This window comes from Labrys sp. F242 (genome assembly GCF_057813875.1).
Genome location: NZ_JBVASG010000002.1, coordinates 215575 through 228822, shown reverse-complemented (window position 1 = coordinate 228822; position 13248 = coordinate 215575). Strand labels below are relative to the sequence as shown.

Sequence of the window (13248 nt, the reverse complement as noted above, 5' to 3'; positions counted from 1 at the left end):
CTTGCTCTATTGCGTGCGGCCGAGCTGCTGGACATTGACGCTCTGGCCGTAATTGGGATCGCCGAGCCCGCCGGTGAGCTGGGTCTGGGCGGCGCCGTTCTGGTTGCGCACGCGGCGCAGGGCCGTCTGCACGGCGGCCTGGTTGGCGTCGTCCTGGCGGTTCGGCACCGGCGGCGGCGGGGGCAGAGGCGGGGGCTTGGGCGCGCTGAAGCACATGGTCTGGCCTTTCGTTGGTGGCGGGTGGACGGGGTCTCGCCCGTTCTTGGAAGCGATGTGTATGACGGGAAGAGGCGGACGGGACGTCCGCGGTCCCAGCCTCGGCGTTTTCGGTGCGAACCTTCCCGGCATCGCGGATGAAGCGATACGACTGGGACCGTGGACGTCACAGCGACATGTCTGCATGTCGCGGCGTCCGCCTCTTGGAAACATCGCGATCGCCGGGAAGGCGGAATGCGCGAAGCGTCCGTGCGCCCGAATTCAGGGGCGGCTTCGTCCCGTCGCCGCGTAAGTCAGGAAATCAATGCCGTCGCGACCGTAGTCGAACATACCTGCCGCATGCGGCACATCCAACAATTGTGGCCGTTGACACGCTCCGTCAATCAATGATCGGATCGCCCCGCTAGGAGGAATATTCGCGTCTCATCAAACATTTAGGAGCAAATAGAAACCCGCCTCAATGAGGCGGGTTGGTCGAGTAATCTTTGATGTTCCGCCGCTATAGTTGCAGGGCACGCCACGTCCAACTGGGGACGGTTGTGTAAGTCAGGGTAATGGTGGCACCTGGCATCAGGACCACCATGCATGGTGTCATGTTGCAGACCTGGGTTCCGCCAGCCTTCACATTGCTCACGGTGCCGCCAAAGAGGTTCACCGTAACGGGTTGTGCGAAGCTGTTCGTCAAGGCCGTATTGCTTGCCGGGATGGCTGGCGTCGATGTCAAATCCTGAAGCGGATTTTCCCAAATGATTCCGATCTTACTGCCGAACAACGTCCCGAGGCCGCCATAGGCCATATTCTTCAGAATGTTTCCGATACCCGCGGTTGCGCTCACGCCGACATCGCCTGCACGATTGGAAGCGAGAATGCCGCCAAGAAACAGATTGCCCTGGACTGCGCTGCCATCAATCAGGAGCTGGATGTTGTTTTCCTCCAGATCAACCGCATCGAAGACATTACCGTTGACGCTGTTGACGTTATTCGTCAAATGCAGACCGACATTGCAGTTGCCGCCCGCAAGCTTCATCGTATTCATGGCGCCGGCAGTGATCTGGATGCCTGTTCCATGGCGGGCGCCGTCACAGTTCGCCGTGCCAAAAACCCTGCTCGTGTAGATGGCGTTGAATTGCATACCGATGTTCGCGGGGCTCGACGAATTGTTATTCGCCGTAACATTGTCGATATTGAAGCCGTTCAATGCATCCGTCAACGATGTGGCGAAGGTTACCAGCGGTCCGTCGATGCTGCCAGTAAATCCGATACAGCGAAAATCCCCGTAGAACATAGCTGTTGAAGAAGTGAGCTTAAAACTGTAACCGGGATCGAAAGCAATGCGGGAGTTGCCGGCACATGTGCCCCAGATGCGTGGACCGTGTGAGTGCGCGGGCATTGTGACCACTAAATCCGACGTAACCCGGAAGATGCCGGTGGGGAGGAAGAGGCAGGGCGCTCGCTGTGCCGGTGCCGAGGTTACCAGCGACAGCCAATTCGTGATTGCGGTCGTATCGTCCGCCGAGCCGTTGCCTACAGCCCCGAAATCATAAGGGCTCGCACAGACTCCCTTTTGCAGTTTCGATTGAACCGTCTGTGTTACCGCTCCTGATCCCGCTTGCGTGTATGTGATTGTAGAAGCATCTTGTGCCCGAACTGGCACGGAAAATAATCCACTTACAATGATCAGAATGAAAGACCGAGCTATCAAGGTTGTAAGCGACGTCATTTTACAGGATGTCATGTTGGTTCTCCGTAAAACAAATTGTGCGGGCGACGAGGGCCAGGGGAGGCGCTGAAGCACGGGGGCACACGGTCGGACCTTTCGTCGGGGGACTTTTCCGGATGCACGAGCGTCTCGCCCGTTTTTGGGGACATTGAGCCTGCCAGGAAGGCGGAATGCACGAAGCAGTCCTCTGGATGCATGGGCATCTTGCCCGTGCTCCCTATCCTGCATGTACAGCGTTTGCTGGAACGGCTAAGAAGTCCGTGCCTCGAATTCAGGAGCGACTTCCTGTCGCCGCGTAAGTCACGAAATCGAGGCCGCCGCGACCGTAATCGAGGGCAATTCCTTCCCGCCGAAAGCCCAGGCTTTCCAGCCAGCGATGCGAGAGATCGTGGTCGATGGCGGTGCGCACCTCGATGCGGCGGAAGCCCTCCGCCATCAGCAGCGGCCGCACGCTGCTTCTGGCGAAGCGGGTGACGGCGGGAATGATCCGGCGCATCCGGCGCGTGCCATAGGCCCAGCCCGAGCCGAGGCCGGGAAACAGGCGCGTGACGCCGAAGGCGGCGACGGGATCGCCGTCGATCCAGGCCGTCCAGGCGAGATCGGTGGAGGAATGGAACAGCATGGTGCCGATGGCCGTGTCGCTTTCCTCGATCACGGCGCGGATCTCCCGCCTGTCCTGGTCACGCATGGTGGTGGCGATAAAGGTCATGTCCCGCAGCGTGGCGGGGCGAATGGCGACGGGCATGCTATCGGAAGCCTTGCTTGAGACCTCCGCGCTCACGGGGAGGACGAATGCTGCGACAGGGCCTGGGCACGAGAGCCCAGGCACTCCAAACGCAAAGCGCCCAGCCTTGTGAGCCGGGCGCAATTTCTTATAATCATAGTATGCCAAGAATGCCGGCGCCCGTCAATCTCGTAGTCGGCAAAGTTTTGGCAATTTTATGGCTGGCCTTCGAAGGCGGGCAGCAAGCCGTATCGCTGCCTCAACTGCCACTGCCGCCCTGTGATAGTGGCGGCATTGGGGTCTAACGGGTGCCGCCGCTTCTGCGCTGATAGAAGAAGCCCCTGTCGGCGGCTGTCGTTGGAAATAGGCGGTGACAACGGGTCGGCGGCGACACGCTTGCGATGGCTGGCTGAAATGGTGCCGAGAAGAGCGGCGTCGGCCTTGGTGCCGTCCCTGGCGAAGCCGGCGATAAAACAGGTCGCTTCCGCCGGCATCGTCTTGGCGGCCTCGGCAAGCGCGGCTTGCCGCTGCTACTTGTAGAGGCCAAGCCTGCTGTCTCATCAAAGGGAGGTGTTCCGGTTACGCCGCCTTTCAACGATCTGGGTTTCGACGGGGTTTCGCCCAGTATTCTAGAATAATTCCCTCCAATGTACCGATAACGCGAGGGATAGATTTGATGAACAGCACAAAGCAAGTAAAAATTAGAAAAATAAATAACATATAAGCTATAAATAAAACTATTGAATCGTTTATAAATTCCAATATTGTGTATTCTCCAAAAATAGATTCAACAATTATGTATCTACAAATCTCAAATGCCTTGTATGCCCCCAAACATATTGATAGCATACCTGTAGAAATGGATATAATAAATAGCTTTTTGCTACCATATCTACGATATAAGTATAGTGAAATAATTGATATTGCGGAAGCCAATATTAAAAGTGGAATATACAAAACATATAAAACTAAAATATCATATGTTCTCATTTTTTCATAGTAATAAAACAGAGAATAAATTAGATAATTTGCAAAAATTACCACAAAAGCAAAAGTCAAAACGAATAAAAGTCGGATGATCTTAATTTTGGATTCCACTGTCATCTAAAAATCTCCAATCCAAAACTTTAATGTTCTTGCCTCAAGGTAGAATTACGGGGATAGTTTACCAATTTCGTCATTCACCGATAGGGCGCCATCCACACTGGAGAGGCAACGAAATTGGTAAACTGTCCCCGTAATTTACGATAAGGGGATATTTTTATTTATATATTCTATATTTCATTATCTGGAATGTTCTGCTCTTCAGGTTCCAGTTCGACGCCATCCTGGTATGCAGTCGCAATGCTTCCGGGCCACGCGTGTATTGATATGTATTTTCTATTGTATTCTACGATAAAGTTACTTCCAGGTGCTCCACCTTGTCCGGTTATTTCTATTTTGTTCTGTGGGTGTAGGGTGTAAAATTCCACCCATGGTTCAATCACGAGGAGTAAGTTCCTATTTGAATGATTGAAAATAGGTAAAGTCATTTTGTAGGACATTTTTAATCTCCCCACTGTTCCAGAATTTTGCTCATGAGCTTGTATCTTGCGAGTGCCATATAATTATTATGATTTCTCTTAAAGTCGTTCTTGTATGTTGCTTCCCAGCCGATAATTGTATCTTTGGTTATTCCGAAAGATTTAAATTTAGCTATTTCTGCCGCGTCGATTTCAGATCGCCGATCAAGTGCATCTTCAGGGGTGTCTCCCCATCGTATAACTACCTTTCCAAATTTTGGATTTATTAATCCATTGACTGGTTCTGGCGGCGGAATTTTCGGAATATTTGGGGCAGTGAGACCTTTGCCAGTGACAGAAATCTTACCTAAACCTTCTTTTTTCAGTTGGTGAAGTTCTTTCGCGGTCTCGAACGCCAGTTCCGGTGATTTGCCTATGCCAGTTAGCTGTTGAAAGTCGTTCGGATCATATGGTTCGTTGACGCTAGGGGGCGGGAGTTGGAAGACGGGCCTATTTTTCGTTGCTAATTTGTTCTTGTCAACATCTCCGCTCGTAATGCCTGCATCAGGCCGGGTTTGGCTAATGTTAGAGGGGGAATTGATGAGGGGTGGGGCGGCAGAAGGGGATTGCCCACTGGGCAGCTTGTCGTTCTTTCCGATGATGGGCTTTTTCTCTATCGCAGTTTTTGCTACCTGCGCTCGATGGGCCGCCTTGGCCGTTTCCAGAGCCAGTGCTCTGTTGCCGGTCCGGCGCAATTCGGCGTCGAAGGTCACCTTGTCGTAGGGATCGACTTCACTCCAGACCGGGGGCGCAAACGAAGGTTCCGGAGCAGGCGAAGCATTGGGGATGCCTGGTGGGCCGATTGGAATCGGATCCGATTGCGGCGCATCGGCCTTCCACAAAGGCTTGGGCGGTGCCCCCCACCATGCCCCGGGCATCGGGTCTTTTTGGCCGATTGCCTGCTGAGCCTAGTTGGTCAACCTCCCGCGTGGGCGTATGGCCGTGACTGTGACCGTGCCGTCCGCTTCTCTGGTCGGCGCAAACGCGATGTCGTAGCTGAGGCCGTCCCAACTGGTCGCTGTGTAATAGGGCTGCGGATCTCCCTGACGTTCGGCACGCATGAGCTGGAACCGGGCGTCCTGTATCGCGGAGTTCACATTGCCGATCTCGATGGAGACGGAACGCTCCCTGAACTCCGCCGGAAGATCGGGGGCAAAATCCTTCAGGCCATTGAGGAAGAGGCGCGTTATCGCGGGCGGTACGAAGACCTTGCCGAGCGGATCGACCGAGACATGGTAGCTTTTGCGAATTGAGGTATCGGGATAGTTTCCGGAGCCTTCTTCGGGCTGAGGCCAGATGCCGTTGCTGATCTCACTGCCAATCATGCCCGGGAGCCCGGCGCCGAGCCCCTTGCCGATATTGGACTTCCCTCCCGGGAGTGGACCCGGTATCCGGCTTGCGCCATCGTTCTTGGTCGCACCAGGAAAGGCCGGATTGTTCGTCGTGTTCTGGAAGGCGAACTGCGTGCCGGCGCCGGCCATGGGTGCCCGCATGAACATCCCCGGCGTCCAGCCATCCCCTTGCAGGCTGGCAAGATCCCGGTCGGTCTGGGCGACGGCGGCGGGGCGGTCGCCGCCATTGCTGCGCATGGCGTCCTCGATCATGCGGGTCCGAACGGTTTCGGCGCGGTTGCTCCGCTCGTCGCCGGTAAGGCCCGAGCCGAGGGCCTGGGCGGCGGCGGGGCCGAGATCGATGGCGGGGCCGGAGAGGGAGCGCATCGGGGCCGGGCCGGCGGGGGCGTTGGCTGCGGCGGCCGGGCTGGCGAAGGAGGCATCTGTCGGGCCGCCCGTCGTCTTGCCGCCGGCGTCGAGGCTGACGACGCGCTGGAAGTCGGCATGGCGCCGCGCGCCCGCCTGCGGGCCATAGGCTTTGGTGAAGTCCGCGATGCCGGGCAGCGGGGCGTCATGGCGGCCGATGGTGGTCAAACCCCGCGTGGCCTCCCGCACCCCGGATTCGAGGGCGCCGCGCGACAGGGATTCGCCCTCGCGTCTGCGGGTCGTCGCCTGATCGAGCAGCCGCTCCTGGTCGCGCGGCGAGATGTCGGCAAAGGCGGGATCGACCGGGGCGTCGGCATAGCCGGGGCCGGCGGAATAGACGGGCTGGCCGGCATCGGCGCCGAACATTGCGGTCTGGCGGCGATAGACCTCGGTGAGCGAGCGGGCGCCGCCGCTGTCGTGGTCGTAGAAGACGCCCTTGTCGGCCACCAATGCCGCCATGGACAGGCTGGGCATGCCGGTGCAAGAGCGCCGCCTCATACCCAAGGCGATGGTCGAACAGGCGCTCGCCGCCTTCGGCGACACCGGCAAGCCGATGGCGCAGCGGCTGGCGCCCTTGCGTGCCGCGATCGTCGCCGGCGCCGATCCCGGAGCGCAGCGGGCGATCTTCGGCCAGATGGTATCGGCGGGCCTGCCGCCGATGCTGGAATATGCCGCCATCGCCTATGCCAGGGGCGACGCGCCTTTGGCAGAACGCTTCGCCACGGCCGCGCTCGGCAGCCCCGACGCCGGAGGCAAGACGACGGGCGGCCCGGCCGCCGCAGCCAACGCCCCCGCCGGCCCAGCCCCGATGCGCTCCCTCTCCGGCCCCGCCATCGATCTCGGCCCCGCCGCCGCCCAGGCCCTCGGCTCCAGCCTTGCCGGCGACGAGCGCACCAGCCGCGCCGAAACCGTTCGAGCCCGCATGATCGAGGACGCCATGCGCATCAATGGCGGCGACCGCCCCGCCGCCATCGCGCAGACCGACCGGGATCTTGCCAGCCTGCAAGGGGATGGCTGGGCGCCGGGGATGTTCATGCGGGCACCCATGGCCGGCGCCGGCACACAGTTCGCCTTCCAGAACACCGAGAACAATCCGGCCTTTCCTGGTGCGACCCAGAGCGATGGCGCAAGCCGAATGCCAGCTCCACTCCCGGGAGGGAAGTCCAATATCGGCAAGGGGCTGGGAGCAGGGCTCCCGGGCCTGATTGGCAGTGAGATCAGCAACGGCATATGGCCTCAGCCCGAGGGGGGCTCCGAGAACTATCCCGATACCTCAATTCGCAAAAGCTATCACGTCTCGGTCGATCCGCTCGGCAAGGTTCTTGTACCGCCTGCGATAACGCGCCTCTTCCTGGACGGCCAGAAGGATTTTGCTCCCGATCTTCCGGCGGAATTCAAGGAGCGCTCCCTCTCCATCGAAATCGGCAATGTGAACTCCGCGATACAGGATGCGCGGTTCCAGCTCATGCGTGCCGAACGTCAGGGAGATCCGCAGCCCTACTACACGGCGACCAGCTGGGACGGCCTCAGCTACGATATCGCGTTTGCACCTGACAAAGAAGCAGATGGCACGGTCACGATCACAGCCATACGCCCACGTGGACGACTGACCAACTGGGCTCAGCAGGCAATCGGCCAAAAAGACCCGTTGCCCGGAGGGGGGTGGGGGACGCCGCCCAAACCTTTATGGGAGGGCGATGCGCCGCAATCGGATCCGATCCCAATCGGTACACCAGGCATCCCCAATGCCTCGCCGACCAAAGAGCATGAGTTCCCACGTCCGACTTGGACCGAAGACGATCCCTATGATGTGGTCACCTATGATGCGATCCTCCGCAGCACTGGCGACCGCAACCTTGCCCACGCCACGGCTCGGGAAGTTGCTCGTTCGCAGCGCGGCCACCCCTTCACCGCCAGCGGTTCCGACGGCAAGGCGCCGCCAGCTTATGCAGCTCAGCCCGCACCGGCCACGGGACAGAACGAGCCCTACGACAAGGCCGACTATGACGCCGCCGTGAAGGCCGGCTTGACCGAAACTCAGGCTCTTGTATTAGCTAAGGAGAATTACCAAAAGAAATTCAGTAATTCAGATTTAAAAACCATCAATTCAAAACTGAATTCGAACAATAATCCTACGACAATACCACCATCATTGAATAAAAATGACATTGGCCCTTATATAAATAGAGGATCTGAGAAAAAAATATACTTTTATGGCCAGGACAGAACAAAAATCATCGGTATAAGATATGAACGCCTTAGCTACAACACACTACTTAAGGAAATTTTAAACGAAATTGATAGCCTGAATAGATTATCAAAACTCGGAATTCCAGTAATTAAAAATTACGGATTCACAAATGTCAACGGAAAACCCGCTATTGTTTTAGATTACATTGATGGAGAATCTTCAAAAAATATGGCACAATGGGCAGGAAAAATAACCAACCCTGGAGCGGCCAAATTCCTAAATGGGGACAGCATTAAAGACCTCGAATTCATCCGAAAAAGCTTAAAAGCAGCAAAAATTGACGTTGATGACCTGCAATTCATGGTGAGGCGCGATGGGAGAGTTTTTATTAACGACCCAATGGGAATTGAAAATTCGAACACTCTAGAAAAATCAAACGAGGAGCATATAGACGATTTAATAGACATGGCCAGGAAAAACATCAATGAATCACGATGAAATCTATAAATTTATCTCAGAAAGCACTACAAAACTAAAGAGAATTGCTGACAAGAAAATTGAAGAAATTCTTTCGGTACACCGAAATTCCTCTCAAAGCGAATACTCAACTGAAATAAAATCGGAAGAAGAATGTCAATTTTCGTTCTGTCCATCTAGAATATACGTTTTATTTGAAGATTTCGGCACTCTTGCATTTGCCAATCGAGGGCGTGACCATCGCTCACTCGCTGTCGCCCACCTACCAGAAGCTCCTTCAGTTGAGATTATTTCGCGAGATCTGTATACTGATAGACCCTTTACAGTCATAAAAGCCGATGATCCGGTCTATTCTGAAGCTTATTTTGCAGATTTTCTAGGGACACACGTAGTTAAGCTCGAAACCATTCAAGCTCACGAAACTGGTCGGCGTGGAGCGCGCCGAAATGAGAGAGGACTCCGGATCACAAACGAAAAGGGCCGCAGCCTAATTATCGGCTGGAAAATTCAATGTCCAATCTTTTCTCCTGGCATGTGCATCATAAAGCCTGAGCAACTAAATTCGACACCTGGCTTATTCACTTTTCACGAAATCTAAGAAATTGAGAGCTTTACTGTGTAAATACTACTAGGAAAGCCGGGCGCCAACACCTATATGGCGCATTTTCTCGGCGCTGCCGGCGCGGTGAAGTTCCTGCAGGCGCTACAGGAAGATCCCGACCGATCGGCCGCCGATCTCTTCCCGGCGGCGGCCGCCAGCAACAGGGCCGCCTTCAACCGCTCGGGCGAATTGCCTGCCTCGGTCCAGAGCCGGTCGATCCGGGGATTGAGCGCCCGCACATAGGCATTGGGGTCCTTCGATCGGAAGGCGAGATTGAGGGCGATGGCGTGCCGGGCCCTGGCGTAGCGATGCCGCGCGCCATCCAGATCGGGGCGATCGCCCTGCGGGGTGAAGCGGGCGAGCCAGGCACTCTGCTCGGCCGGCGTCATTGCCTTGATGGCATCGATATCGGCGCCAAGGCTGACGACGCTCTGGAAATCGGCATAATGCCGCGCGCCCGCCTGCGGGCCATAGGCCTTGGTGAAATCGGCGATGCCGGGCAGCGGGCCGTCATGGCGGCCGATGGTGGTCAAGTCCCGCGTGGCATCCCGTACCCCGGATTCGAGGGCGCCGCGCGACAGGGATTCGCCCTCGCGTCCGCGGGCGGAAGCCTGGTTGAGCAGCCGGTCCTGGTCCCGTGGCGGGATGTCGGCAAAGGCGGGATCGGCCGGGGCGTCGGCATAGCCGGGGCCGGCGGAATAGATGGGCTGGCCGGCATCGGCGCCGAACATCGCGGTCTGGCGCCGATAGACCTCGGCGAGCGAGCGGGCGCCGCCGCTGTCGTGGTCGTAGAACACGCCCTTGTTGCTGGCCGCCGCCGCCGGGAATAGCTCGGCGGCCGATTGCTCTGGGTGTTCCTGCAAGGCCTGCAGGAATTTCACCGCGCCGGCGGCGCCGAGGAAATGCGCCATATAGGTGTTGGCGCCGGTGATCGGCAGCCCGGCCTTGGCAAGAGCGGCCTGGTTGTCGGCCGTCAGGGCGCGCATCGCCTTTTCCTGCTGGCGGGGATCGCTGCGGCCATCGGCGGAAAGCTCGAGGCCGGGATGTTTTTGCGCCAGCGCCTCCCAGGTTCCGGCGGTGAACTGATAGCGGCCCACGGCGACGGTCTGCCCGTCCGGGCCCCGGCTTGCCGCCTGGTCGTTGCCGCCGCTTTCGTGCTGGCGCACCAGACCGAAATAATCGAGGGCGCCGGGCGAAGCGGCGACCGGGGTCTCGCCGAAGGCGGGAAGCGGCAGGGTGGCCGCCGGTTCGCCATAAAGCCTCTGCAGTGTCGGCCTGGCCCAGGCCGGGGCCTTGGCGAGCGTGGCCTCGATATCGGGCGTGCCGTCCGGCTTCTTCAGGCCGCGATAGGCGTCGGCCGCATCGAGCCCCCACACGGTGGGCGCCTGACGGGTATCGACATGCAGGGACCTGCCGCCGGCATAAAGGCCGATGCCGCGGGCGCCGCTGGCGACGGCGGCCGCCAGGATGGCAGCCTTCTCAGCGTCCGACTTGCCGGCAATGTCGATGTCGAGCGCATTGCCGGCAAGATGCTGCGAGCCCCTGGCACCGCCCGCGGCGGCATTGACGGCCTGGTCGCGCCGGCCCGACTTGACCTTGAGCTCGGGGACGACGCCGGCCGCCACCATGCCGTCGAGCAGGGCCTTCGTGGCGGGGCTGAGTCCGTCGATGTCCGTCCCGGCGCCGCTGACCAGCCGGGTCTGGAATCGCCCCGTCGGCACCGGGCCGCGGCCGAAGGCGGCGGCGCCGGCTTCGGGATCCTCCCCATAGCGGGCATTCCAGGCCGTGGCGGCGAAGCCCTGCCGGCCCGTTTGCTTGAGCGCGCTCTTTTGCGCCAGGGGCAGGCCGGACCGGTCGATCTGCTCGAAATAGCGGCGCTGCTCATCGGGGTGCGCGGCAGGATTGCGGGAGATGGCCTGTTCGGCCTCGGCACGCGAGCCCTCGATTTCCTGGGCCTCGTAGCCGGCGCGGTATTGCTGCTCGTAGATGGCGGCCTTCTCGGCTTCGAGGTCGCGCTGGGCGGAGAGCCGGGCGGCGAAGGCGGGGCGATTGCCCGGCGAAATTTTCGCGATCAGCGCGCTGTCGCCTTTCTGAGTGGCTTGCAGATAGCGAGCGGCAAAGCCGCCGCCGCCCGGAGGCATGTTCCGGGTCGCCGCCTCGAATTCGGCCTGGCGTTCCCGGTTGCGCTGGGCGAAGCGGGCTTCGTCGTCGAAGGCGTTCTCGCGCGCGGCCTTGGCCTGGTAGGCCGCAAGACCCTCGCCAGCGGCGGTGAGGCCGCTGCCGAGGGCCTGCAGGCCTTGGCCGATCGCCTCGGCGCCGGTGCGCACCTGCGGCGTGGAGCCGGGGTTGAGGCCGATCTCGGCGCGATAGTCGGGAAAACGGGGCATGGGGGATCCATCGGGCAAAAGAAATCCCCCGCCGGAGGCGGGGGGAATGTTCAAGGATGAGGAATGGGGGGCTTACAGCTGCGCCCCCCGGAACCATTGCATGCGCCGGAAGCGGAATGGGTCTCGCGACAGGCTCGCATGTCGCCGTGATCGGCGTGCCGGGAGGGGGGCCGTCAGCCTCCGGCGGGGCCGCGGGTCAGTCGGTCACAGTGTTGCGGTATTGGGCGCGTCGGCTTCGGCGCAGCGGGATGTCGCGTGGTGTGGCGCTCTGCCGTTGTGCGGAGACAAGCGAGACACCAATTTTTGTCATGCCCGGCAATGACAAAGGCAGCCGCGAAGGCGTGCGCAGGGCACAAAAAAAAGCGCCCGAACCTTTCGGTCGGGCGCTTTTTCTCAGGGTCTTAATTTGCCATATCGGCTGGGCGGCGTCAACCCCATAGTCGGCAAAGAATATTCAATCCGCAGCGCAGATCGCCGAGGTCGACGTGCTGGTCCTGCAGGATGCAGGTCTTGAGAGCCCTGAGATAGCGTTTGCCGTCGGGGGCGTCGTTGAGAGCGGTGAACATGTCCTCGTAGCGCCGGCGCGCCTTGGCGATCGCTTCGGCATCGCCAGCCTCCTCGCCGTGGCTGCCACTACCCAGCATCAGCATGTCGAGCGAGCGTGGGTTGGGTGAGGCAAAGCCCATGACCTTGGCGTAGCGGATGACGGCGACGCCGAAGCGGCAGCCCGCCTCATATTGCCGGGCATTGATTTCCTGCTGCAGGCTGAGGCGCCCGAACACAGAGCCGGCGAGCTGGCTGCGCGCGTCCCCGGGCCGGACGCCCATGCGAATACGGTTCCTTGTGGCCGTGGCGGTGATTTCGGCGACGCTCTCGCGCTGGAGCCGGCCCGAAGGTTCGCGTTGGCGGATCTTCAAGAAAGGAGAGGGGCGCATTTCGGGCGACCTCCTGGCTAGGGGAGAAAGGAAAAGGGTGCAGATAGCGGTGCAAGCCAGGCGCTCTGGAGTGGAATTACCGAGCCGGCTTATGATTGGGCGGGGCACTTTGAACCCGTTTCCAGTTTTTAGTGTTCGAGCTGACCGGCACACATCTCGGCGGGCGAACCGATGGGAGAGAAGTCGAGGAAGCGCCAGCTATCGAGAGGCAGCGCCGTCTCCGGCCGCAGGGCGTAGCTTTCCCAGCGCTTGTCGAAGCCGTGTTCGCGCCGGATATCGTTGAGATGCTGCAGCGTGGCCCGGCGAAGCGCTTGCGCCTGGCGATCCTGCTCGCCCGTTTCCTCGCTCTCGTCGCCTTCGACCTGGTTTGGGGATGGGCCGAGCTGGGCCAGGAGAGCTGTTACGGCGCGATGGCTGCGGCCGAGGGCCCGGGCGATCTGGCGCAGATTGGCACCCTTGGCGCGCAGGGCGCGCGCGGTTTCGAGCTGGTCCGCCGCACGATAGTGCCGGGGCTTGCTGTTCGGCATCGCCATGTCGGTCTCCGATGAAAGGGGCTGCGAGGAAAAGGGGCTGAAAAGGGGAGCGCTCATCGCAGCCAGGCGGTGACGAGGCTGACGATTGCTGCGAGGAAGGCGCCGGAGAGGGCACACAAAGCGAGGCCGAGGAGGCGGGTGCCGC

General features: G+C 59.6%; 10 protein-coding genes. 2 read left to right on the top strand and 8 right to left on the bottom strand.

Going from position 1 to position 13248, the window contains the following annotated elements; all coding sequences use genetic code 11:
- Nucleotides 1-6 precede the first annotated feature (6 nt).
- The 5 genes from ACZYTC_RS16625 to ACZYTC_RS16605 all read right to left on the bottom strand — a co-directional run bounded on the left by ACZYTC_RS16625 (nt 7) and on the right by ACZYTC_RS16605 (nt 6453).
- On the bottom strand, nt 7-216 hold the full coding sequence (locus tag ACZYTC_RS16625; RefSeq protein ID WP_488990114.1) for a hypothetical protein: 210 nt from the start codon (nt 214-216) through the stop codon (nt 7-9).
- A gap of 499 nt (nt 217-715) precedes the next feature.
- Nucleotides 716-1951 carry a hypothetical protein gene (locus ACZYTC_RS16620; protein WP_488990113.1) on the bottom strand — a complete coding sequence of 412 codons (1236 nt, stop codon included), beginning with the start codon at nt 1949-1951 and terminating at the stop codon, nt 716-718.
- A gap of 256 nt (nt 1952-2207) precedes the next feature.
- Nucleotides 2208-2681: a hypothetical protein gene (locus tag ACZYTC_RS16615; RefSeq protein ID WP_488990112.1), complete on the bottom strand. Its 474-nt coding sequence runs from the start codon at nt 2679-2681 to the stop codon at nt 2208-2210.
- Between the two features lie 1525 nt (nt 2682-4206).
- Entirely contained in the window at nt 4207-5100 is an 894-nt protein-coding gene (locus tag ACZYTC_RS16610) for a DUF4951 domain-containing protein (protein WP_488990111.1), read from the bottom strand.
- A 30-nt stretch (nt 5101-5130) separates the two neighbouring features.
- Nucleotides 5131-6453 carry a hypothetical protein gene (locus ACZYTC_RS16605; RefSeq protein ID WP_488990110.1) on the bottom strand — a complete coding sequence of 441 codons (1323 nt, stop codon included), beginning with the start codon at nt 6451-6453 and terminating at the stop codon, nt 5131-5133.
- On the opposite strand from ACZYTC_RS16605, the gene ACZYTC_RS16600 reads away from it, so the two are divergent.
- Nucleotides 6437-8668 carry a hypothetical protein gene (locus ACZYTC_RS16600; RefSeq protein ID WP_488990109.1) on the top strand — a complete coding sequence of 744 codons (2232 nt, stop codon included), beginning with the start codon at nt 6437-6439 and terminating at the stop codon, nt 8666-8668. The genes ACZYTC_RS16605 and ACZYTC_RS16600 overlap by 17 nt on opposite strands.
- Nucleotides 8655-9245 (top strand): hypothetical protein, encoded by a 591-nt coding sequence (locus ACZYTC_RS16595; RefSeq protein WP_488990108.1) that lies wholly within the window; start codon nt 8655-8657, stop codon nt 9243-9245. Before ACZYTC_RS16600 ends, ACZYTC_RS16595 begins: the two co-directional genes overlap by 14 nt.
- Before the next feature lie 53 nt (nt 9246-9298).
- Here the strand turns inward: ACZYTC_RS16595 and ACZYTC_RS16590 are convergent, their stop codons facing one another.
- The 3 genes from ACZYTC_RS16590 to ACZYTC_RS16580 all read right to left on the bottom strand — a co-directional run bounded on the left by ACZYTC_RS16590 (nt 9299) and on the right by ACZYTC_RS16580 (nt 13103).
- Nucleotides 9299-11635, bottom strand: coding sequence for a D-Ala-D-Ala carboxypeptidase family metallohydrolase (locus ACZYTC_RS16590; RefSeq protein WP_488990107.1), 2337 nt, complete (start codon nt 11633-11635; stop codon nt 9299-9301).
- Between the two features lie 428 nt (nt 11636-12063).
- Nucleotides 12064-12570 carry a hypothetical protein gene (locus ACZYTC_RS16585; RefSeq protein ID WP_434959387.1) on the bottom strand — a complete coding sequence of 169 codons (507 nt, stop codon included), beginning with the start codon at nt 12568-12570 and terminating at the stop codon, nt 12064-12066.
- Between the two features lie 128 nt (nt 12571-12698).
- Complete coding sequence (locus ACZYTC_RS16580; RefSeq protein WP_441773407.1) at nt 12699-13103, bottom strand: hypothetical protein; 405 nt, start codon at nt 13101-13103, stop codon at nt 12699-12701.
- Between the last annotated feature and the right edge of the window lie 145 nt (nt 13104-13248).

What these genes read in the sequence shown, in the direction of transcription:
- ACZYTC_RS16625 (WP_488990114.1), bottom strand. Translation starts at nt 216, where the DNA reads ATGTGCTTCAGCGCGCCCAAGCCCCCGCCTCTGCCCCCGCCGCCGCCG.
- ACZYTC_RS16620 (WP_488990113.1), bottom strand. Translation starts at nt 1,951, where the DNA reads ATGACATCCTGTAAAATGACGTCGCTTACAACCTTGATAGCTCGGTCT.
- ACZYTC_RS16615 (WP_488990112.1), bottom strand. Translation starts at nt 2,681, where the DNA reads ATGCCCGTCGCCATTCGCCCCGCCACGCTGCGGGACATGACCTTTATC.
- ACZYTC_RS16610 (WP_488990111.1), bottom strand. Translation starts at nt 5,100, where the DNA reads ATGCCCGGGGCATGGTGGGGGGCACCGCCCAAGCCTTTGTGGAAGGCC.
- ACZYTC_RS16600 (WP_488990109.1), top strand. Translation starts at nt 6,437, where the DNA reads ATGGACAGGCTGGGCATGCCGGTGCAAGAGCGCCGCCTCATACCCAAG.
- ACZYTC_RS16605 (WP_488990110.1), bottom strand. Translation starts at nt 6,453, where the DNA reads ATGCCCAGCCTGTCCATGGCGGCATTGGTGGCCGACAAGGGCGTCTTC.
- ACZYTC_RS16595 (WP_488990108.1), top strand. Translation starts at nt 8,655, where the DNA reads ATGAATCACGATGAAATCTATAAATTTATCTCAGAAAGCACTACAAAA.
- ACZYTC_RS16590 (WP_488990107.1), bottom strand. Translation starts at nt 11,635, where the DNA reads ATGCCCCGTTTTCCCGACTATCGCGCCGAGATCGGCCTCAACCCCGGC.
- ACZYTC_RS16585 (WP_434959387.1), bottom strand. Translation starts at nt 12,570, where the DNA reads ATGCGCCCCTCTCCTTTCTTGAAGATCCGCCAACGCGAACCTTCGGGC.
- ACZYTC_RS16580 (WP_441773407.1), bottom strand. Translation starts at nt 13,103, where the DNA reads ATGGCGATGCCGAACAGCAAGCCCCGGCACTATCGTGCGGCGGACCAG.